The organism is Paenibacillus macerans, from assembly GCF_050565405.1.
In the GTDB taxonomy this organism is placed as follows: Bacteria; Bacillota; Bacilli; order Paenibacillales; family Paenibacillaceae; genus Fontibacillus; species Fontibacillus macerans_B.
In genome coordinates, this window is record NZ_JBNYYG010000043.1 from 1 (window position 1) to 21,718 (window position 21,718).

21 protein-coding genes are annotated in these 21,718 nt (G+C 53.3%); 15 read left to right on the forward strand and 6 right to left on the reverse strand.

Going from position 1 to position 21,718, the window contains the following annotated elements; all coding sequences use genetic code 11:
* Nucleotides 1-158 precede the first annotated feature (158 nt).
* From ACQ4N8_RS20495 to ACQ4N8_RS20515, 5 genes are all read left to right on the forward strand, one after another.
* A complete protein-coding gene (locus ACQ4N8_RS20495; RefSeq protein WP_430706203.1) occupies nucleotides 159-281 on the forward strand; it encodes a hypothetical protein in 123 nt (40 codons plus the stop codon).
* A gap of 159 nt (nucleotides 282-440) precedes the next feature.
* On the forward strand, nucleotides 441-1,814 hold the full coding sequence (locus ACQ4N8_RS20500; protein WP_430706204.1) for a transcriptional regulator: 1,374 nt from the start codon (nucleotides 441-443) through the stop codon (nucleotides 1,812-1,814).
* Nucleotides 1,815-2,223: 409 nt separating this feature from the next.
* Nucleotides 2,224-3,930, forward strand: a complete 1,707-nt coding sequence (gene rnjA, locus ACQ4N8_RS20505; protein WP_430706205.1) for a ribonuclease J1 — start codon at nucleotides 2,224-2,226, stop codon at nucleotides 3,928-3,930.
* 115 nt (nucleotides 3,931-4,045) lie between these two features.
* Complete coding sequence (locus ACQ4N8_RS20510) at nucleotides 4,046-5,443, forward strand: helix-turn-helix domain-containing protein (protein ID WP_430706206.1); 1,398 nt, start codon at nucleotides 4,046-4,048, stop codon at nucleotides 5,441-5,443.
* A 265-nt stretch (nucleotides 5,444-5,708) separates the two neighbouring features.
* The gene (locus ACQ4N8_RS20515; RefSeq protein ID WP_430706207.1) at nucleotides 5,709-6,683 is read left to right on the forward strand and encodes a sugar kinase; all 975 of its coding nucleotides are present in this window, start codon (nucleotides 5,709-5,711) and stop codon (nucleotides 6,681-6,683) included.
* A gap of 155 nt (nucleotides 6,684-6,838) precedes the next feature.
* On the opposite strand, the gene ACQ4N8_RS20520 is transcribed toward ACQ4N8_RS20515, so the two are convergent.
* The 4 genes from ACQ4N8_RS20520 to ACQ4N8_RS20535 form a co-directional block, all read right to left on the reverse strand.
* Entirely contained in the window at nucleotides 6,839-7,393 is a 555-nt protein-coding gene (locus ACQ4N8_RS20520) for a cupin domain-containing protein (protein ID WP_430706208.1), read from the reverse strand.
* 645 nt (nucleotides 7,394-8,038) lie between these two features.
* Nucleotides 8,039-8,386 (reverse strand): four-helix bundle copper-binding protein, encoded by a 348-nt coding sequence (locus tag ACQ4N8_RS20525; RefSeq protein WP_430706209.1) that lies wholly within the window; start codon nucleotides 8,384-8,386, stop codon nucleotides 8,039-8,041.
* A gap of 220 nt (nucleotides 8,387-8,606) precedes the next feature.
* Nucleotides 8,607-9,143: a methylated-DNA--[protein]-cysteine S-methyltransferase gene (locus ACQ4N8_RS20530; protein WP_430706210.1), complete on the reverse strand. Its 537-nt coding sequence runs from the start codon at nucleotides 9,141-9,143 to the stop codon at nucleotides 8,607-8,609.
* Between the two features lie 68 nt (nucleotides 9,144-9,211).
* Nucleotides 9,212-9,793, reverse strand: a complete 582-nt coding sequence (locus tag ACQ4N8_RS20535) for a bifunctional transcriptional activator/DNA repair enzyme AdaA (RefSeq protein ID WP_430706211.1) — start codon at nucleotides 9,791-9,793, stop codon at nucleotides 9,212-9,214.
* A gap of 182 nt (nucleotides 9,794-9,975) precedes the next feature.
* On the opposite strand from ACQ4N8_RS20535, the gene ACQ4N8_RS20540 reads away from it, so the two are divergent.
* The 10 genes from ACQ4N8_RS20540 to ACQ4N8_RS20585 all read left to right on the forward strand — a co-directional run bounded on the left by ACQ4N8_RS20540 (nucleotide 9,976) and on the right by ACQ4N8_RS20585 (nucleotide 19,979).
* Nucleotides 9,976-10,896 carry a DNA-3-methyladenine glycosylase 2 gene (locus ACQ4N8_RS20540; RefSeq protein WP_430706212.1) on the forward strand — a complete coding sequence of 307 codons (921 nt, stop codon included), beginning with the start codon at nucleotides 9,976-9,978 and terminating at the stop codon, nucleotides 10,894-10,896.
* 230 nt (nucleotides 10,897-11,126) lie between these two features.
* Entirely contained in the window at nucleotides 11,127-11,861 is a 735-nt protein-coding gene (locus ACQ4N8_RS20545) for an HAD family hydrolase (protein WP_430706213.1), read from the forward strand.
* Nucleotides 11,862-11,863: 2 nt separating this feature from the next.
* Nucleotides 11,864-12,721 (forward strand): MurR/RpiR family transcriptional regulator, encoded by an 858-nt coding sequence (locus ACQ4N8_RS20550; RefSeq protein WP_430706214.1) that lies wholly within the window; start codon nucleotides 11,864-11,866, stop codon nucleotides 12,719-12,721.
* 37 nt (nucleotides 12,722-12,758) lie between these two features.
* On the forward strand, nucleotides 12,759-13,493 hold the full coding sequence (locus ACQ4N8_RS20555; protein ID WP_430706215.1) for an MBL fold metallo-hydrolase: 735 nt from the start codon (nucleotides 12,759-12,761) through the stop codon (nucleotides 13,491-13,493).
* A gap of 46 nt (nucleotides 13,494-13,539) precedes the next feature.
* A complete protein-coding gene (locus tag ACQ4N8_RS20560) occupies nucleotides 13,540-15,144 on the forward strand; it encodes an ABC transporter substrate-binding protein (protein ID WP_430706216.1) in 1,605 nt (534 codons plus the stop codon).
* Between the two features lie 16 nt (nucleotides 15,145-15,160).
* Nucleotides 15,161-16,105 carry an ABC transporter permease gene (locus ACQ4N8_RS20565; protein ID WP_430706217.1) on the forward strand — a complete coding sequence of 315 codons (945 nt, stop codon included), beginning with the start codon at nucleotides 15,161-15,163 and terminating at the stop codon, nucleotides 16,103-16,105.
* 7 nt (nucleotides 16,106-16,112) lie between these two features.
* Nucleotides 16,113-16,931: an ABC transporter permease gene (locus ACQ4N8_RS20570; protein WP_430706218.1), complete on the forward strand. Its 819-nt coding sequence runs from the start codon at nucleotides 16,113-16,115 to the stop codon at nucleotides 16,929-16,931.
* A gap of 269 nt (nucleotides 16,932-17,200) precedes the next feature.
* A complete protein-coding gene (locus tag ACQ4N8_RS20575) occupies nucleotides 17,201-18,193 on the forward strand; it encodes an ABC transporter ATP-binding protein (protein WP_430706219.1) in 993 nt (330 codons plus the stop codon).
* Nucleotides 18,190-19,170, forward strand: a complete 981-nt coding sequence (locus tag ACQ4N8_RS20580; protein ID WP_430706220.1) for an ABC transporter ATP-binding protein — start codon at nucleotides 18,190-18,192, stop codon at nucleotides 19,168-19,170. Before ACQ4N8_RS20575 ends, ACQ4N8_RS20580 begins: the two co-directional genes overlap by 4 nt.
* Nucleotides 19,167-19,979 carry a metallophosphoesterase gene (locus ACQ4N8_RS20585; protein WP_430706221.1) on the forward strand — a complete coding sequence of 271 codons (813 nt, stop codon included), beginning with the start codon at nucleotides 19,167-19,169 and terminating at the stop codon, nucleotides 19,977-19,979. The genes ACQ4N8_RS20580 and ACQ4N8_RS20585 overlap by 4 nt, the downstream gene beginning before the upstream one ends.
* A 28-nt stretch (nucleotides 19,980-20,007) precedes the next feature.
* On the opposite strand, the gene kduD is transcribed toward ACQ4N8_RS20585, so the two are convergent.
* Complete coding sequence (gene kduD, locus ACQ4N8_RS20590) at nucleotides 20,008-20,760, reverse strand: 2-dehydro-3-deoxy-D-gluconate 5-dehydrogenase KduD (RefSeq protein WP_430706222.1); 753 nt, start codon at nucleotides 20,758-20,760, stop codon at nucleotides 20,008-20,010.
* 32 nt (nucleotides 20,761-20,792) lie between these two features.
* A complete protein-coding gene (locus tag ACQ4N8_RS20595) occupies nucleotides 20,793-21,554 on the reverse strand; it encodes a DeoR/GlpR family DNA-binding transcription regulator (protein ID WP_430706223.1) in 762 nt (253 codons plus the stop codon).
* Nucleotides 21,555-21,718 lie beyond the last annotated feature (164 nt).

Sequence of the window (21,718 nt, forward strand, 5' to 3'; positions counted from 1 at the left end):
CCGCTCCTATTCACGTATTACAGAGCAGTATTGACTACTTTCCTTTGATTCAGACTTTAAGCCACTAAGTATAGCGACGAAGCTTGAACTTTATAGAGAGAACGCTTCATCCGAAATGAATTCGACCTACAAAATATTAATTAACGAGGTGTATGAAAATGAAAAGAAAATGGATGGCACTCCTCTTTTTTAGTAGCATTTTACTAGCATTGGTTAACCCAATCCAAGGCCCCTTAAATGAAGCCATTTTCCAAACCTACATTCACATTGGTGCAGGTTAATTTATTTTTTAAAAGGCCATTTACAAGGACTAGCTCCTACGAGCTGGTCTTTTTTTGTCATGTCAGATTTATGCTTTTTAATTTTTGTTTTTCCAAATCTAGACATAATCCCCTAAAGTAATATGTATAGTCTTATTTACATGATTGAGGGGGATTCACTTGAATCACTTGAAATATCGGACCACTATTATTGAAGCAGTCCATAAATATATGGAGCGGAACGGGTTAAGTCTTACGCAATTGGCCAAACAATGGGAATTGAACCCCGGGACGGTCAGCTCGATCCTGAACGGCAACCGTCCGCTGGCCGTCGAACAATTGGAGCGGATCACAACGGTGATGGAGCTTCCTCGAGGTTATTTCTATAAAGCTTATATTAGCGAGTATTTGCATGAAAAGGACCCTGATTGGCGCAGGGTGAAACCTTTGCTCCATAATTGCACCGAGTTGGATATGCTTGATAGCATTCGAGAAATCGTCGGTTTATTGTTGGATAATCCGCTGTACGCTCATCTCTTGTTTGATCTGGCCGAAGAATTATATGAAGAAGGCCAATTTGAAGCAGCGGGGATTTTATACGAAAATGTGGCCATGACCGAGCGCAAACAACATTCGGAACGGCTGGCCTTGTGCCAATACCGTTTGTTTCTGATCGGGCAGGGCAATGACCAGGATCAAAATTACCAAACTGCTATTCAATTCGAACCCTTTGTCGAGCGGCTGGATGAAGCGAGTCAACTCGATGCGCTAAGAGATTTGGCTAATGCTTATCGTGCCTTAAACCGCTGGGATAAAGTAGAGAAAATCGTTCAAAAAATGGAGCAAAAGGCCAAAATTTATTACTTCTCGGAAAGGAAGAGAACCGTACTCCAAAGAAAGACGAACAGACCTTTGTTTTTTTATCTGGCTTATTCTTATCTTCTTCTTGGAAATGTTAATGAGTTGCGTGGAGAGTATAAAGAGGCGCTGCGATGTATTCAGTTTTACGCTGATTTAAGCTGGGTGAAGGAAAACGATCAGGAAACGAAATACTGGAAAGATCAGTTTCAAGAATGGGCTCAAGCAAATACCCTATTGAACAGACTATCATCTGGAGATGCAAGCGTTCTTCCGGATTATGTGGCTTATATGTCATCCAGAAAAGATGAGATCATACTTTTGTTATCAAATATTATGGAGGCAGCAAATCGGTATGATATGGATGTCGACGACATCCTTCAGCGATTTGAATTGGAAATTCAACTTTTAAGAAAACAACCAATAGCCCTGGGAGTGTACACTCAGCAGTTTATATTAGATCGCATTTCCCAACTTTTTAACGAATTAGCAATTTACTACTTACGCAATGGCAAATACTCGGAGGGCTTTAACTATTTTATAGAGAGCTTGGAACAATACTGTTTTTTAAACATTCATAATCGATCCTTGATCATCAAATGCGTAGAATTATTCGAACGTTATAAAGGCTTTGCTCCTCCGCAAGTTATAGATACTTATCAAGAATTTATATTAAAAAGCACAATTTCGATTTGAAAAAGCTGGCCGCTGTAAGAAATATCGAAAGGAACATCAAAAAATAGACTGCCCTCTGACAAAGGTTTGCAGTCTATTTTTTATGGATAGCACCTTGTAAAAGCCCTCCGCCCTTAAAAGCGGCTGTTGCTCATAGGAGTCCGTGTTGGTAGCACGGCTCCTTTTACTGTTTTCATTTTAGTATTTTATGTGAAATGTTTCAATACCTGTGTATTTTAAATCCCTACAATCCCCAAAACCTCCGCACTCGCTTCAGCGTCAACCCAGATTCAAATTTTTGCCTTAAAATCTTTAGGCAAATTCACCCGATTTTGCCGCATAGCCGTAAAATTTGAATAGTTATTATGGCCATAATTCAGTATAATTCATATAAACCCAACGAACTCTGTCAGAGAGGATTAACGACCTAATGAATGTAGCAGCAAACAAACCAGTTAAAACGAATCGGCGTTCCAAGTCGTCCCCTCCGCCCGTCCGGATTTTTTCGCTCGGGGGGATTGGAGAAATCGGCAAAAACATGTACGGCATCGAATACAAGGATGAAATTATTCTCATCGACGCCGGGCTCAAATTCCCGGATTCCCGTTTGACGGGCATCGATTGCATCATTCCGGATATAAGCTACCTGATCGAAAACAAACATAAAATGAAAGGGTTGTTCCTGACCCACGGCCATGAGGACCATATCGGAGCGATTCCGTATGTTCTCCGCCAGCTCCAGCTGCCCATTTACGGCGGTCCGCTGACGATCGGCCTGGTGAAGGCCAAGCTGGAGGAGCACCGGTTGCTCGGACAAGCTGAGCTGCATGTGTTTCAGGAGAACGATCGGTTTGCGTTCAAGCATTTGGCCGTGCATTTCTTCCGTACGACGCACAGCATCCCCGACGCCTTCGGGATCGTTGTGGACACCCCTTACGGCTCCGTGGTGCACACGGGGGACTTTAAATTCGACTTCACGCCGGAAGACCGGCCGGCCGATCTGTTCAAAATGGCCAGCGTCGGCGGGGAAGGCGTGCTTGCGCTGCTAGCCGACAGCACGAACAGCGAGAAGGAGGGATTCACCCCTTCGGAGCGCCGCGTAGGCGACGCCATCCTGGAATCCTTCCGCGGCTGCCGGGGACGGATCTTGTTCGCGACCTTCGCGTCCAACGTGCACCGGCTCCAGCAGGTCGTAGAGGCGGCTGCGGCCGTCAATCGCAAGATCGCCGTCATCGGACGCAGCATGGAGAAGGTGTTCGCCATCGCCCAGGAGCTTGGATACATCCGCATTCCCGAAGGGATGCTGATCGACGTCAAGCATATCGACCGTTTTGCCGAGCATCAGGTGTTGATCGTTTGTACCGGCAGCCAAGGAGAGCCCAATGCCGCGCTCAGCCGGATCGCCTCGGGCGCTCATCGCAACGTGCAGGTTTATCCGGGAGACACCGTGATCTATTCTTCCTCGCCGATTCCCGGCAATGCGCAGAACATCAACCGGAGCATCGATTTGCTGCTGCGGGCGGGAGCGAACGTTATCTATGGCTCGATATTCGACATCCATACGTCCGGCCACGGCTGCCGAGAGGATCTGAAGCTGATGCTCAGCTTTATCCGTCCGAAATACTTCATTCCGATTCACGGGGAATACCGGATGCTGCTGAATCACAAGAACCTGGCCCTGCAGACGGGGATCCCCGAGGAGAACGTGTTCGTCATGAACATCGGGGATTCGTTGTCGGTGTACCGGAACCGGGCGAAGCGCAGCAAAACCATCCCGTCCGGCCAGGTGTTCATCAGCAACGGGGAAATGCGTTCTTTTGAAGACGCCTTATTGGTGGAGCGGATGGAGCTGGCGCAGGAAGGGATCGTGATCGTGGTCATGACGGTCGATCGCAAGACTCGGCAAATCCTTGCGGGACCCGATATCGTTACGCGCGGCTTCGTGTATATGCAGGACGCCAGACCATTGCTGCGGCGGGCCGAGTCCACGCTGCGGCGTAATCTGAACCGGCTGGGGGAGAAAGAGGAGTATGACCATGCCGCCTGGCTGAAGGCCACTCAACAGATGCTGCGGCGGTATTTTACCAAAGAAGTGGGCCGAACGCCGCACATTATGCCGTCCATTCTTGAAGTCTAGCACGCGGCCGGGAGCTTCCTGCTATTCAGGAAGTTCCTTTTTTATTTGACCACCTGTTCATAATTTCGTATAATGTGTAAAAAAATAGGAGATTTCGATAAAGGAGGATGATAAGATGACGAATGAACCCACGATTCGTTCCGTGATAAGCCACCAGCTTACCAGGAAGGGCTATTCTTTACATAGTTTTTCGCGTCGATCGGGCATCAATCGGGGAACTCTCAGCGCCATTTTAAACGGCAATCCTCCCAAACCGATCTCTATTGGACAGCTGGATTCGATCACTGAAGCCCTCGAACAGCCGATAGGGCAGTATTACCCGCTGTATATCGACGAATGCATCGATACGGAGCATCCGAACCGCCGGCGTTTGAAGTCCTTTTTGCTGCGCTGCGCGGAAATCGGAGAAATGGCCTGCATCGACAAGGTGTTGTCCCGTTTGGCCGAAGACCTGTCTTATCTACCGATGATCTTCTCCATTGGCGAGGAGTTGTATGAAGAGGGGAAAACCGAAGCGTCATCCTTATTTTTCCAATCGGTCTGCGAAAATGAAAAGTACCAGCATTCCGAACGACTGGCCATCAGCCAGTACCGGTTGTTCCGCTTGTCTCTCGGTGACGATGCGGAAGGGAACCTGCGCGCGGCGACCTGGTTTGAGCCCTACCGTAACCGGTTGCCGGAAGATTTCCAGCTCGACGGGCTGCTGCATCTGGCGAATGTGTATTACACGTTGCAGCGGTGGGATCGGGTCAAGCTGTTTGCCGACGAATTAAGAGGGTTGGTTCAAAAGGTCTACAAGCGTTACGAGGAAGCCTTACGCCAAGGCCGGCCTTTCGAATTAAATACCGCCCGCCATCTCGTGGTCTATTATGGTCAAAGCTTTCTGCTCAAAGGAAACGCGCTCGAGCATGAAGGGAACTACGAGGAAGCCGCGCAATATATCGAAGGCTATGCCGATTTGAGCTGGTTCGCCGGACTGGACGAGCTTGGCAAGCAGGAGGTGGAGAAGTTCCGGACCTTCGCCCGCTTGAACGACTTTAACCTGAAAGTGCTTAGCGGCCGCCAGGAAGTCATTCCGGAATATGTCAAGCTGCTCCGTGCATATCCATATGAGGTATTGCCCAGTCTGCGGATGATCGTCAAAGCGGCAAATATCAACGGCTTTTTCATTGATGATGTACTGCAGGAATTTAAGGTGGATCAAAGCTTGTATAACCAGTTCGACAATTATTATTTAACCGTGCTGAATAAAGATCGGTATTTGGATTTATGTTACCATTTAGCGATATATTCGTTCAGGAAAAAGGATATAATAGAAGGCTTGGAGAAAATGATATACGCGCTCAAATATTCCATTTCTCTCAACAACAAGGAGTTTTTCGTGAAAATGGTTCCTTTGTTTGAGCAGCATCGGGCTTGCGCTACGAAACAGCAACTGAGGGAGTACGAAATTTTGATGAAGGAGGTGTTGAGAGGTGCGGAAATGGATTTTGGCATTTATGCTGGTGATTAGTCTGGGAGTTGGTTTTGTCGGAGGCGATTCCCAAGTCAATTACATTACGGCTTACGATAACGGAGCAGGCGCTTAATTTGACCATTGAATCAAGCCGATCCAGCCGGGAGCCCGGCAGGGTCGGCTTTTTGCGTTTTGCCATTATTGACAGATTTATGATGGATTGGGCAATTTTATCGAGACGGCGTGCATTTTTGCGTAGTCTTTAGGCGCTCGGAATGAGATAATGGAAACGTCACAGATCAGAAGAGAAGGTGAAACGACTATGAGTTTATCAGATTTGAACCGGCAAGGATTTCCCGAGGTCGTGACGTTTGGCGAAAGCATGGCCCTGCTGATCGCGGAAGGGGGCAAAGGGCTGGAATATGCCAATGTCCTGTCGCCGTCGTTCGGCGGCGCCGAGTCGAATGTAGCCATCGGGCTGGCCCGCCTGGGACATGCTTCGGGATGGTGCGGCAGACTGGGTGACGATCCGTTTGGCCGCCGCATTTACAAGGCCGTTCGCGGAGAGGGGGTCGATATGTCCCGCGCCCAGCTTACGGATGAAGCGCCTACGGGGTTAATGGTTCGGGAGAACGTAGCGGGGAAAAGCTCGGTTTATTATTACCGCAAGCTGTCCGCTGCCAGCTTCATGCGTCCCGAGCATTTGGACGAAGCGTACATCGCCGGGGCCAAAGTGCTGCATATTACCGGGATTACGCCGGCGCTCAGCGCGTCCTGCATCGAAACGGCGAATGCGGCGGTGGAGATGGCGAAGCGGAACGGGGTTAAGGTCAGCTTCGACCCTAATTTGCGCTTGAAGCTGTGGAGCGTCGAGGAAGCGCGCAAAGTGTTGCTGCCGCTGGCGATGAAAGCGGATTATTTCCTCCCCGGGCTGGACGAGTTGAAATTGCTGTATGAGACCGATTCGATGGACGCCATTACGGATAAGCTGCGGGAACTGCCTGCCGTAAGCATTATCAAAGGCGGGGATGACTGCACTTACGTGCTGGAGCAGGGTAAGCTGACCTCCGTGCCTTATTTCAAAGTGGAGCATGTGATCGATACGGTGGGGGCGGGCGACGGCTTTTGCGCCGGATTCCTGGCCGGCGTCGTTCGCGGCTACAAGATGGAGGAGGCGGTTCGTCTCGGCAATCTCATCGGTTCCCAGGTCATTCAGGCCGTGGGCGATTGGGAAGGGCTTCCCAGCGCGGCGGAGATCGAACGTTTGCTGGCCGGGAAAGGGCATGTGGAGCGGTAAGGGCCAAAACCGAGCTTTCCGAAGATGAAGTTTGCGCAAATTGTTAACGTGATCATTTTTTTTGGTTTTGCTGTAATACCAACGTGACAAAGCCGCCGAAACGAAGTTCCGGCGGCTTTGTTTGTTTTTTAAGGAGCAAATCCGTGTTGATTTATTTATTCAGCAGCCATTGCATCTGCTTCCGTTTTATGAACCGTACCAAATGGATGCTGAGGCGGGGCATAGATTGTGTAAAGTTTAAGCGGTATATTACCCGTATTAATTAGATTATGCCACTTACCAGCAGGTACCATGATTGCATAGTTATCATAAACTCTTTTTTCAAAATTTATTGTATCTTTCGTATCGCCCATGCGAACTATACCTTGCCCCTCTTCAATACGCAAGAATTGATCAACCGTAGGGTGAGCCTCTAGACCGATATCTTCCCCAACATTGATACTCATCACAGTAACTTGTAAATTATCTCCTGTCCATATAGCGGTGCGGAATGTATTGTTTTTCTTTGTGGCCTCTTCAATATTTACAACAAAAGGTTCTTTACCATAATCTTTAAATTTAATTCTGCTTTCCGATGTTTGCCGAAAATCAAATCGGTTTGGATGTTCCATCTCTTGTGGGATCGCCCAGTACATAGGCTGTCTTACATAATTATAAATTGGCGGGTAAACGTAGTAAGGATATGGATATATATATGAAACATAGTACATTTTGTTCATTCCCTTCGCAGATATATAAAATAGGCTATTCGCTAGGGCTTGGGAATGTACCTTTGATTCGCAAAACTGAAATCCGAATAATTATCAGAAAGCGTTTCTTCACGAAATACCATTTCCTTAAAAGCGTCATCAAATTTCAACACCCCGTATTTATTCAATCCTTGCTCTAACCATTGCTTGCTCACATTTAAGTTCCGCATATGTTTTTTGATGACTTTGCCGTTAATTAAAACCGTAGACAATCCTCCGAAGGTACTGAAATTTGAAAATCCACGGGGGTCGGAGGCGAATATTCCTCTTTTTCATTACACTTAAATGTGAATAAGCAACCGCAATAATCACAAGAGCAGCGGTCAATGAAGAAGGCGGATTTACCATGCGCGAGGTTGCTACATGAGCCATGCCGGCATGAGTGATAAAATTAAAGGCTGATACAATTCCGACTTGGCGCGGACCCATCAAACGAGTCAAAAATAAGATGGAAAAATAGAGGATCGTTCCTCTTAAGAATATTTCGAACGGGTTTAGTGAAGCGCCGCCATTCCATAGGGTATTCCAGTCTATTTTGCACGCCTCGTTAATACGATTGTGAAAAAAAAAGCAGACAACTCGAGGCCGCCTACTTTTTTCTAAACCTTAGGCTGACATTTTTCTGCACTCATCAGCACATTTCCGGCAAGCATCAGCACAAGCTTGGCAATGTGCATCTTGGAACTTGTCACATTCAGTGGCACAAGCATCGCAAATTGCAGCACAAAGTTGGCATAGCTGATGAGCATACATGCTTCCACGGGACATCCATTGGGATGCCATCGCACAAATATCCGCACAATCGTGCAGGATCATGATGCAATGTTGTCTTGCTTGAACATCGGCTTCTTTCAAACAAGAAGTCAAGCATTCTTCGCAAGCTTGCATACATTTATTGCACGCGTCAATACATGATTGAAATTTGGTTGCAGAAGAATCAACAACTGTAGGCATTTAGTCAGTCACCTCCTTTTTTCCTTTTGTAGTATGGCTGTTCGAGAGGTTGTTATGCATCATAAAGGAGCGGATTTGTATAAAGAACGAATCTCGATAAAAATGCGGATACCCCCATTTTTCAAAGGATATCCGCATCGCTATTTAAAATGTTGGATGGAGCCTCGAACTAAAATTACATATTAAGCGGCGGCCGCGGGAGGGCGGCGTTCGCTTCGGTTCATTGGTTGCTGCAGCCTATGGCTGCATGTTCCAGCTCAAGCAGCCGGGTTTTCATTTCCAAACCGCCGCGGTAGCCGGTAAGCGCGCCGTTTTTGCCGATCACCCGATGGCAGGGAACGGTAATAAGCAGCGGGTTGGCCCCGATCGCCGCGCCGACGGCGCGGACGGAGGACGGTTTTTGGATCGACTCGGCGATATCCGAGTACGAACGGGTTTGGCTGAAGGGAATGTCGCAAAGCGCCTTCCATACCGTGAGCTGAAACGCCGTCCCCCTCAAATCGAGGGGAAGGGCGAAACGCTCGCGTTGGCCCGCCAAATACTCCGTCAGCTCGGCGGCGTAGGGAGCCAGCCGCTGCTCGTCCTGCGTGAGCGGGCTCCCCGGGAAACGGCGGCCGGCCCATGCGGCCAATTCCTCAAAAGGCCGGCCGGGAGAGCCGACGTACGCCAGGCCGTTGTCGGTGGTGGCGAGGTATAGGCTCCATTGATTATCGTTGAGCCGTGACCAGTATAGGGGCTGAGGTTGGTTTATTTTCATGGGCAAAGCACCTCCAGAAAAGATCAATACAATCGTGAATATTGAAAAATGTTATACGAAATACAACATTAGGTCGGCGATCCCGCCCGCGAATTCCGATATTCGTTTGGCGTAACGCCGGTCGTTTTTTTGAACAAGGTGATGAAGTACGCCGGGCTGCCGATGCCAACTTCGAGGGCGATCTCCGTGATAGTCCGCCGCGTCTGGGCCAGCGCCCGTTTGGACGCTTCGATTCTGCGTCGCTGAATATACTCGACCGGCGTCATCTGCATGACGCGTTTGAAGGTGCGCTGCAGATGGTAAGGGCTGCCGTGGCACATGTCGGCCAGAAGTTCCAGTGTAAGCTTGTCCTCATAATGGCGGTCCATGTATTCGGCGATTTGTTCCACCCATTCCCGGTCCGGCAGCGGTTGCCCCTCCGGCTTGCAGCGTTTGCACGGACGGAAGCGGGCCGATTTGGCCTGCTCGGCGTTGGCGAAAATGCGGACGTTTTCCCTTTTGGGCGGCTTCGATTTGCAGGAGGGCCGGCAAAAGATCCCCGTGCTAGTGACCGCGTAGAAAAAACGGCCGTCCTGCGAGGCGTCGTTTTGGATGATCGCCTGCCACTCTGTTTCATTGGCGGTTGGATATTCGCCGCTGGTCGTCGTCATGGGTGACCTCACCTCCAGCCTTAGTATACCTTTGCGGAGGCCGCTGTGTCATGCTTTTCGAATAGAAAAGCAAGATAACGAAATCGATAGGAACGCAAATCGTGTTAAAACTATTAGGGTAAATGCGTTAGTCAAAGTGAGGGGGGAGTGTCATCAGTCAGACAGATTCAGAAGAGCCGAACGTGGCGTGGGAAGATCGGGGGCATATGCTGTGGCTGCCGGTTCCCGCGCCATTCAGTTTTGCCGAAAATATGAAGTACTTGTCGCGGTCGTCCAATGAATGCTTGTCGCGTATTGACGGTCAGCGGCTATACAAGGCCATTCCGCTTGAATCCGGCGAAATTCCCGTGGTAGAAATCAGTGCGGAGGGGAATAAGGCCCTGAGGGTTCGATTCCTCGGGGGAACGGCTCCTTCCCGGAAGCGGGATCGGGAAGAGGTGGCCCGTTATGTAAGGGAATGGTTCGATTTGGATACCGATTTGCGGCCGTTTTACGAGTTGGCGCAAGGGGAGGCCTTACTGCGGGAGGCGGTGGATTCCTTCTACGGATTGCGCAATATCGGCATTCCCGATTTGTTCGAAGCCCTGGCCTGGGGGATCATCGGCCAGCAGATTAATCTGGCCTTTGCCTACACGCTGAAGCGGCGTCTCGTGGAGCGGTTCGGCCGGTCCGTGGACTGTGAAGGAGAACGATACTGGGTCTTTCCTTCCGCCAGGGACATCGCCGGTTTGACCGTTGCGGATTTGGAAGATGTCCGCATGACCCGCAGAAAATCCGAATATCTGCTCGATACGGCCCGGCTGATCGCCGCGGGAGGAGAATTGACGAAGGAAGGGCTGCGAGCGGCTGGCGGGGTAAAAGAGGCGGAGAAACGCCTTATCGGCATTCGCGGCATCGGTCCGTGGACGGCCAATTACGTGCTGATGCGCTGCCTCCGAATGCCGGACGCATTTCCGGTTGACGATGTCGGTTTGCAGAACGCGGTCAAGCATGTACTTGGGATGGATCGGAAGCCGACCCCAAAGGAGCTTTTGGCATGGGCGGAAGGCTGGAAGAAGTGGGAGTCGTATGCGACCTTCTACTTGTGGAGAGTGTTGTATTAGCATAGGTTGAATAGTTTAACATTTATCAGCAACCCAAGAGCACGGCCGAGAAAAGAATCGGCCGTGCTTTTCTCGCTTCCCCCTCATTGGGCGAAGCTTTACGCAAATCACGATTTGAATTGATTTTCGACAAATAGTTCGCCTTTATCATGGAGTTGAAGTTGTAGGAAAACAATCTTTTTGAAGGATATGACGGAAATCCTTCATCATCAAAAAAAGCGGGTGCATCTATGATTCGGTATGTATGGTTCGATCTTGGCTATACCCTGGTCAAGACCAATCGCGAAGAAGTTTATTTAAGAACGCTGGAGCGATTTGCTTGCGCCAAAACCCTCGGTGAAATCACGATCGCCTATCATCTGGCGGACAAACTGTTTATGAGGGAGTTCCGGGGCGTCCTGGGAAAGGACGGCAGATCGTACTTGCCATGGTATATCGGTGTGTTGAACTACTACCTGGGCTTGGCCTTGCCGATCGAAGAGGTGCTGCAAGTGCACCGGTCCGTGGCGAAAGAAGGATCGGCGGGCTGGAGCGCGTTCGATTTCAGCAAACCGACCCTGCGTCATTTACGGGAGCTGGGGTACAAGGCGGGCCTGATCTCCAATTGGGACGGAACCGCCCGGGAGGTGCTTAGGCGGAACCGGCTGGAAGAGGAACTCGACGTCATCGTGATTTCCTCGGAGGTCGGTGCGGAGAAGCCGGACCCGGCCATCTTCCAATACGCTTTGCAAAAAGCCGGCGTCACCGCGCAGCAGTCTTTATATGTCGGCGACAATTATTATGACGATTGCGTAGGTTCGCGCAAGGTCGGCATGGATTGCCTGCTGATCAACCCTTACGGCAAACGGGGGATCGAGGAATTGGATGACGAGCGGGTAATTTCCGGGATCGATGAGGTTCCCGCTTACTTAGGGGATCCTTGGCAGCCGGACCGGCCGCCTCAGCAAACCATCGGGAGAGAATAGACATGTCGACGATCGAAGAACGAATCCGGGACCAATTTGAAGCCTTAAGCTCCGGACAAAAAAGAGTGGCGCACTATCTTCAGAGCCATCTCCGCGAAGCCGCGCTGCAATCCGCGCAAAAAATCGCCGAGAAATCCGGCGTCAGCGAAGCGACGGTACACCGGCTGGCCCAAGCCCTATCCTATTCCAGCTTTTCCGACATGCATCAGGATTTGCAGCGGATGGTCATTCAGGATCGGCGGGCCGTTCATAACTTCATCCAGACCACGAGCCGGCAGGAGGAGTCGTGGTTGGAGAAGCATTTCGCCCAGGAGGCGGAAAATATCCGGCAAACGATGCTGAAGGTGGACGAGGCGCAAATTCACGAGGCGGCCAGCCTGCTGCTGCATGCCGACCGCATTTGGGTGGCCGGATGGAGGATGGGCTTGTCCGTAACCGCATTTTTCGGCTTTGTCATGAAATACATGCTTGGCAACTGCGAGTTGATTCCCCAGGGAAGCGTTGCGGAGTACGCGTCCTACATCAAACCGGGCGACGTCGTGTTCGCCTGCGGATTTCCGCGGTACTGCTCCAAGACGCTGAAGCTGTCCAAACTGGCCAAGGAACAAGAGGCCAAGGTGATTGCGCTGACCGACTCCGGCCTGTCTCCCTTCGCCAAGCTGGCCGATCTGGCGCTGCTGGCGGAATGCAAATCAACCGGCTTTCTCGATTCCTATACCGCATCCCTGTCGGTGGTGAACGCCATCATCAACGAGATTTCCTATTTGGAAAAGGACCGGGTGGGGCGCAATCTCGAGCGGATGGAACTGATGTTTAAAGAGTTTCAGGACAGCTTCGAATGGATGCAAAAAACGAAGTAGGCACACGAACCCAAAATCGTCGGGGAAAGGAAAAAGTATGGAGTTTACGGTAATCGGCTGTTGGGGGGCTTACCCCGCCAAAAACGAAGCGACCTCGGGATATTTGCTGCGGCACGCGGGCAGCGCGATATTGCTCGATTGCGGCAGCGGAGTTTTATCGAGGCTGCAGAACGAAATCGCGTTGGAGCAATTGGACGCCGTGTTTATCACGCATACGCATGCCGACCATTTCGCGGACGCGTATGCGCTGGAATTTGCCACGCTCGTTCTGACGCAGATCGGCAAACGGGATCGGCCGCTGGACGTGTACATCTACTATGACGACCTTGACGGGCTGGCGTTCGCGTACCCCGATTACGTCAGGGTACATCCGATCGTTCCGGGGCGAACGGTGTCGGTGGGGCAGCTGACGCTGTCTTTTTCCGAGAACGTCCACGACGTTCCCTGCTGCGCCGTCAAAGTTACGTCCGCGGACGGCCGGTCGCTGGTGTATTCCGGGGATACGGGGTACTGCCAGAGCATCGTCGATTTGGCGGCGAACGCCGATCTGTTGGTGTTGGAAAGCAGCTTTTACGACTTCCAGAAGGGGGTGATGCGGGGGCATCTGACTGCCGGCGAGGCGGGGGAAATCGCCAGCTTGGCCAAGGCCGTGCAGCTGATTTTAACGCATTTTCCCCACTACGGGGAAAGGCGCCAATTGGCGGCGGAGGCAGCCCGCAAATATGACGGTCAGGTAAGGTTGGCTTATTGCGGCATGAAGGTTGGCATTTGACGCGCAAGACAAACGGAAAATTTATTTAGGGAGAGGGGTAACCGTAATGAAATTGAAGAACAGCTTCGCTGCTGGCTTGTCCGCTTTGACCCTGTTGGCCGTAATCGTTTCCGGCTGCGGCGGAGGCGCCCAGCCGGCGGGAACGGCGGACGGATCGGCGACGGAGCCGCAAACGCAAACGCAAACGCAGACGCCAGCTGCGGCGGAGAACGGGACGGAGAAAGTGAAGGATGGCGGAACCGTCAGAGTAGCGATGGCTACGGAACCGGACAACCTGGATCCGTATTTATCGGCGGCCACGGACACCGGATCGATGATGGACAACGTGTTCGACGGCTTGTTCGAAGCCGGCGAGAAGGGCGAACTGATCCCGGCCATCGCCGAATCCTACCAGGTGTCGGAGGGCGGCTTGACTTATACGTTTAAGCTGAAGCAGGGCGTAACGTTTCACGACGGTTCCGCGCTGACCTCGGAGGACGTTTATTACTCGTATGCCAAACTTGCCGGGCTGAACGGACAGGAGCCGCTCTCCTCGAAATTTTCCGGGATTGCAAGCATCGAAACGCCGGATGACCATACCGTCGTCGTCAAGCTGAAGGAGCGGGACGCCGCGTTCCTCGCCGCCAACATCGCGGCGATCGTTCCGAAAGACTACGAGAAGCAAAGCGAGCAGCCGGTCGGGGCGGGGCCCTTCAAGTTTGCGGAATATCAACCGGGGCAGCAACTGGCGCTGGAGAAAAACGAACATTTTTACGATAAGGAGCACGCGCCCAAGTTGGACCGCATCGAGTTTAAAATCATGCCGGACGCCAATTCGTCCGTGCTTGCCCTGCAATCCGGCGATATCGACATGGTTCCCGGCGTCGGCGAACAAGGCGTGCTGCAATTGGGCGACGGCTACACGATCGTATCCGGCCCGCAAAATATGGTCCAACTGATGGCCTTGAACAATTCGGTCAAGCCGCTGGACGATGTGAAGGTGCGCCAGGCTATCAACCATGCGATCGACAAAGACGTCATCATCCAGACGGTAACGGGCGGAAACGGCACCAAGTTAGGTTCGAACATGAGTCCGGCTATGAAGCTGTACTACCAGGAAGGGCTGGAAGACCGCTATGCGCCAAACGCCGAGCAAGCGAAGCAACTGTTGAAAGAAGCGGGGTACGAGAACGGGTTCGACCTGACAATCACGGTTCCTTCCAATTATCAATTCCATGTCGACACGGCTCAGGTGATCAGCGAGCAGCTTAAAAAAGTAGGGATTCGCGCGACCATCAAGCAAGTCGAATGGAGCAGTTGGCTTGAGGACGTCTACAATAACGCCAAATACGAAGCGACGATCATCGGCTTAACCGGCAAGCTGGACCCGCATGAAGTGCTGGGCAGATACGAAACGACTTATGCGAAAAATTTCTATAAATTCAGCAACGGTGAATTTGACGGCCTCGTAGGTCAGGCCCGCACGGAGCTGGACGAGACCAAACGGGCCGATCTGTACAAGCAAGCGCAGACCATTCTGACCGATCAGGCGGTCGCCGTGTTCATCATGGACCCGAGCCGGAACGTGGCGATGAAGAAAAACCTGCACGGCTTTAAAATGTTTCCCGTGCAAAAATACGATTTTACCGCCATGTACTATACGGAAGAGTAGTTAGGGGAAATGCGCCTTGAGATTTTACATCCGCAAGCTGTTTACGCTGGCCGCTACGGTTTTGCTCGTCTCGGTGATCACCTTTCTCGTGTTCCAGGTTTTGCCCGGGGACCCCGCGCAAATCATATTGGGGGTGGACGCCGATCCGCATCAGCTGGCATCGCTTCGCCAAACGATGGGGCTTGACCGGCCCGCGGGCGAACGTTATCTGACCTGGATCCAAAGCGCCGCTTCCGGCGACCTCGGCGAGTCGCTGCGCTACCAGCGGCCGGTCGCGGATATTTTGGCGGAGCGTTTGCCGGTGACGGTTTCGCTGGCGCTGTTTTCCCTGGGATTGACCATGTTAATCGGCCTCCCGCTAGGGATTTTCATCGCCAGACAGGACGGCAAGTGGCCGGCGGTATGGCTGTCGGCCCTGACCCAGCTTGGCGTGGCCGTGCCGTCCTTTTGGCTGGCCTTTATTCTGATCCTGGCTTTTTCCGTAACCTTCCGGCTGTTTCCGACCTACGGCTACGTGCCCTGGAGCGAGGATCCGGCCGGCGCGGTCCGCTCCTTGTTCTTGCCGTCCCTGGCCCTGGCGGTTCCCGGGATCGCCGTCGTGATCCGCTATTTGCGCAACACGCTGTTGGATCAAGCGCGCATGGATTACGTGCGGACGGCCAGGAGCAAGGGGATGCGCGAGAAGGCGATCATGTACCGACATATTTTGCGCAATGCCCTGATTCCGGTTGTGACGATCATCGGCCTGCTGATCGCCGACACCCTCGGAGGCAGCATTGTGGTGGAGAACGTATTCGCCCTTCCGGGCCTCGGGAATTTGCTGATCACGTCGATCGGTACCCGGGATTTGCCGCTGGTGCAGACGCTCGTGTTATATATCGCCATTCTGGTGGTCGGCATCAATTTTATCGTCGATCTGCTTTATAAAGCGATCGATCCCCGTATTCGACTGAAAGGGTGAGAGGGCGATGAAGCTGAAACGATGGCTCCAAAGCAAACCGCTTGTGATCGGCGGATCTCTGGTCATGCTGCTGCTGCTGTTCATGCTGACGGGAGTGTTCCATACCCCGCACGAACCGAATGAAATGAACACCGCCATGCGGCTCGTTCCCCCGCAGCCGGCTTATTTGTGGGGGACCGACAACTTCGGACGGGATATTTTCAGCCGGATTGTGGAGGGGACGCAAACGGCTTTCCTGATCGGAGCCACTTCCGTTTCCATCGGGCTGGCGTGCGGGCTGGTCATCGGGGCCGCTGCCGGCTACTTTGGCGGCTTAGTGGATGAAGCGATCATGCGCCTGATCGATGCTACGCAGGCTTTTCCGGGGATTCTGCTGGCGATTATGCTTGTCTCCGTGTTCGGTCCGGGATTGAACAATACGATCCTGGCCCTGGGCCTGATGAGCATTCCTTCGTTTTCGCGGATTGCCCGCAGCGGTTTCATGCAGTATAAGGAGTTTGATTTTGTCAAAGCGTCCGTGGCCAAAGGGGCGGGCCCTTTGCGGATTATGGTCCGGCACATTCTGCCCAACATGGTGTCGCCCCTCATTGTCGCGGCGTCGTTGGGGTTTTCCGGATCGGTGCTGGCCGAAGCCGGGCTAAGCTACCTCGGGCTTGGCGTGCAGCCGCCCGATCCGAGCTGGGGCCGGATGCTGAGCGAAGCCCAGCCGTATATGATCAACGCCCCTTGGTATGTTTTGATCACCGGCGCGGTCATTACGACGATGGTGCTCGGTTTCAATCTGCTGGGGGACGGCATTCGGGATGTATATGACAAGCAGGGCTGAAGGCAGTTCAAAAAGTCATCTTGAATTCAGCCTCACTTAGGTTCCAGCAAGCTAACGGACACCAGAAACGCTAATCGTCCGCTTTTGGGCATTCTCCGATTCTAACGGACTGAGGAAACCTTATTTCGGACAAAAGCAGCTAAATGGCCACTATGAGAGCCCAATAAGGTCTCTGGAGTCCGTTACAGCGGGAAATAGTCGAGAAGTGAGCAAATAGGGTCATTACGGTCCGTTACGCTTTTTGAACATTCATTTAAAGGGGGAGACGGATGGAAACGGCACTTTTGGAAACGCGGGGTTTGCGGGTCGATTTTTCCGCCGGAAAGACCAGCTATTCGGCGCTCCGGGACATTTCATTCGAGCTGAGGGAACGGGAGGTGCTGGGAATCGTCGGGGAATCCGGATGCGGCAAAAGCTTGACCTCTTTATCCGTCATGGGGCTATTGCCTAAGGGAGCCGCGGTTTCCGGCGGGGACATCCTCTTGAACGGGAAGAACCTTCGCGAATTAAGCGAGGAGGAGTGGTGCCGGGTTAGGGGCAAGCAGGCGGCGATGATTTTTCAGGACCCGATGACCGCTCTGAACCCGCTCGTTCCAATCGGCCGGCAGATTGCCGAAACGGCGCGGATCCATTTGTCCGTTTCCCGCAGGGAGGCCAGGCGGCTGGCCCTGGACATGATGGACCGGGTCGGGTTGCCCCGCGCTGAACGCCTTTACCGTGAGTATCCGCATCAATTGTCCGGGGGAATGCGACAGCGGGTCATGATCGCGATGGCGCTGATTTGCCGGCCGCAGCTGCTGATCGCCGACGAGCCGACCACCGCGCTGGATGTCACCATTCAGGCGCAAATTTTGGACCTGCTTCGCGGCATGAAGGCGGAAACCGGCGCTGCGATGATCTTCATCTCCCACGATTTGGGCGTGATTCGCGAGATCAGTGACCGGGTTATCGTCATGTATGCCGGCTATGTCGTGGAAGAGGCGCCGGTGGAGGAAATGTTGGGAAACCCGCGGCATCCTTACACGATCGGCCTGCTGCATTCCATTCCCGACATTGAACTTAAAGGCAAGCCGCTGCGTACGATTCCGGGGCGCGTGCCATCCCTGTCCGAGCGCCGGGGCGGCTGCCCGTTCGCCGGCCGCTGTCCCCGCGCCGAGCGCGTTTGCGAGATACGCGTGCCGGAGCTTGAACGGCATGCGGATAACCATCTGGTGCGCTGCCATCTGCATGCAGCGGCGGAAATGGAGGAGGCGGACCGATGAGCGGGGGGTTGATCGAGGTTGAAGGGCTGGCCAAATATTATCCCGTTCCGCGGGAAGGACTGTGGCAGCCCCGGCAATATGTCAGAGCGGTGGATGGCGTATCGTTTGCGATCGGCGAAGGCGAAACCTTCGGCCTGGTCGGGGAAAGCGGGTGCGGCAAATCGACGACCGGCCAGATGCTGGTCCGGCTGCTGGAGCGGACGAAAGGAAGCATCCGTTATCGCGGAACGGAAATTACGGGGTTGGACCGGCGGGAGATGAGGCCGCTGCGCCGGGAGCTGCAAATCGTCTTTCAGGATCCTTACGCTTCATTGAATCCGAAGAAGACGATCGGCTGGATCTTGGAGGAGCCGCTTGTCATCCATCGCCTCGGGGACAAACGGGAACGGCGGAAAGCCGTGGCTGCGGCCCTGGAACAAGTCGGTCTGGACAATAGCTACCTGAAGCGTTATCCGCATGAATTGAGCGGCGGCCAAAGGCAGCGCGTCGGGATCGCTTCGGCGCTCGTGCTGAATCCCAAATTCATCGTTATCGACGAAGCGGTGTCCGCCCTGGACGTCTCCATCCAGTCGCAGATCCTCAATTTGCTCAAAGAGCTGCAGCAAAAGCTCGGTTTGACGTACCTGTTCATTTCCCACGACTTGAACGTCGTACAGTATATGAGCGACCGGGTCGGCGTGATGTATTTGGGAAAAATGGTGGAAATCCTCGATGTGCGGCGAGGGGCAAGGAAACCGCTGCATCCGTATGCTCAAGCGTTATTTTCGGCGATCCCCCGGGTCAAGGCCGGAGAGCGGGAACGGATCGTTTTGAAGGGAGACCTGCCGAGCCCGATCAGGCCGCCGGCGGGCTGCGCTTTTCACCCGCGCTGCCTCTACGCGACGGACCGGTGCCGGCAGACGGCGCCGGAGTTGAAGCCGTACGAGCCGGGCAACCTGGTGAGCTGTCATTTCTACGAAGGAGGGGAAAACGGATGAATATCGGAGTCATCTCGGACCTGCACGTCGATTTGAATGATCTGCCCGAAGATAGACCTATTGAAGTAGCTTTGTTGGAAGTCGTTAGGGAGCGCGGACTGGATCATCTGATTATCGCCGGGGATATTTCGAACGATGCGCGCCTTAGCCTGAAGGTGCTCCACTGGCTGCGCGAGGCGAGTGGCATCCCGGTGCTGTTCGTCCCCGGAAATCATGATTACTGGAGCAAGGAGAACGGAATCAGGGATACGTGGGGGATTTATCGGCAATTTCAAACGTTTGCCGGTTGCCTGAGCGAGCGGCCGCATGCGCTGGACGGCGATTGGGTCGTTATTGGCAATTCGGGCTGGTACGATTATACGCTGGGCGAACCGAAATACGGGTTTGCCGACTTCGAGAAGATGAAGACGGCGGACCGGACCTGGCAGGACAGCCTGTATGTCGATTGGGGCAAAAGCAACCGCGACATCCACCGTTACTTTTACGAAACGTTGGAGCGGGAGCTTGAGGAGCATCGCGGCAAACGGATTATTATGGTGACGCACATGCTGGGGCACCCTTTCTTCAAAGTGCCGATGCCGCATCTGCAGTGGGAATATTTCAACGCCTTTCTGGGCAGCGCGGAATATGCGGATTTATACACCCGATACGGCGTGCGTTACGCCGTGATGGGACATGTACACTATCGGAAAAATTATATCGAGCGGGGGACGGAGATGATCTGTGCTTGCCTCGGCTACCGGAGGGAATGGAAACAGGCAGCCGCCGTGGATGAAATCCGGAGCTGCCTGCAGGTGATTTCCGTTTAAGACGATTTTTTGAACATCCCCTTTAAAATTATCTCGCCATCCAGCCGCCGTCGACGCAAAGAATATGTCCGTTCAGATAATCTGCCGCCGCGGAGGCCAGGAAAATAGCCGGACCTTTGACGTCGTCGGGAGTCCCCCAACGTTCTGCGGGAATGCGGTCCGTAATGGAGGCTTTGCGGTTTTCGTCGGCCCGAATGGGCGCCGTATTGTCGGTAGCCATGTAACCGGGGGCGATCGCGTTAACTTGCAAGCCGCCGGCCGCCCATTCGTTGGCGAACGCTTTGGTAAGTCCGGCCACGCCGTGTTTGCTGGCCGTATAGCCCGGCACGTTGATGCCGCCTTGATACGACAGCATTGAGCAGATATTGATGACTTTGCCGCTGCCGCGTTCGAGCATGTGGCGGCCGGCGATCTGCGTCAGCAGGAACACCGTGTTCAGGTTCAGGTTGATGACGTCAAACCAGTCTTTATCGCTGTGGTCCTTCGCCGGCGTCCGGCGGATGATGCCCGCGTTATTGACCAGAATATCGATATGCCCGGTCAGTTGGAGCGCCTCGTCGAAAACGGATTGCAGCTTGCCGTGATCGCTCAGATCGACGACGATTTCCGAAGCTTTCCGGCCGAGGGCGGCGATTTTGCTTACCGTTTCCGCACTGCTGCCCAGCGAGGCGCTGACGACGTCCGCTCCCGCTTCCGCCATCCCGACGGCGATGCCCTGGCCGAGACCGCCTGCGGCTCCGGTGACCAAAGCCGTTTTTCCCGATAAATCGAACAGTTTCATGAGTAATACACTCTCCTTATTGGTTAATCCGCTCATTTGGATTCAAATTCGATCGCTACGCCGGCCCGTTCGTATTGCTGCGCGGTTTCGGCGGATAAGCCGCGGTCGGTGATGATGCGCGTCAGTTCGCTTAACGAAGCGAAGGTGCGCAGCGCCGTTTGGCCGAACTTCTGATGGTTCATGACGGCGATCGCTTCGCGGGCCGTTTCGATCAACGCCCGTTTGAAGCCGATCAGATCGCCGGTATAAATCGACAGGCCGTGTTCGGGATGGATGCCCGTCGCCGACACGAACGCTTTTTGAATGTTCAACTGCCGCACATATTCCGCGGCTTCCGGTCCGGCCAGCATATTGCGGACCCGGTAGCCTCCCGGCACGACGAGGCGGATTTGGTCCTTGGCCGCCAGCTCGCCGATAATGTATACGTCGTTCGTCACGACGGTAAGCGGCCGGTTTTCCAGCCGCCGCGCGATTTCCAGCGTGGTGCTGCCGCCGTCCAGCGCTATGATGTCGCCCTCGCGGATGTGCAGGAGGGCTTTGCGGGCGATGTCGGCTTTTTCTTCGGCATGTTTGGCGAGCGGTTCCCTCGACGGCAAAATCCCGTACTGATCGCTTTGCGCGAGCAACGCTCCTCCGTGCACCCGCACCAGAAGTCCTTGCTCCTCCAGCTTGGCGAGATCCTCCCGGATCGTTTTGCCCGTAACGCCCAGCTTATCGCTTAATTCCGCCACCGTCACTTCTTTATGGTTCAGCAGAACCTCCATGATTTTTTCGTAGCGCCGAATCTGGTTCATGTTTAGCTTCACTCTTCCGTCAAGGTTGATTTTTAATCCGTGTTCAAAAATTCAGGTTTTCAGCACCGAAGCGTAGGCTAACCAGGGACGTCAGCAGCGAAGCTGACCGGTAACCTCGTTGAGCGTAACCGTGCTGAAAACTGAATGGTAACCGCGTTGAACGT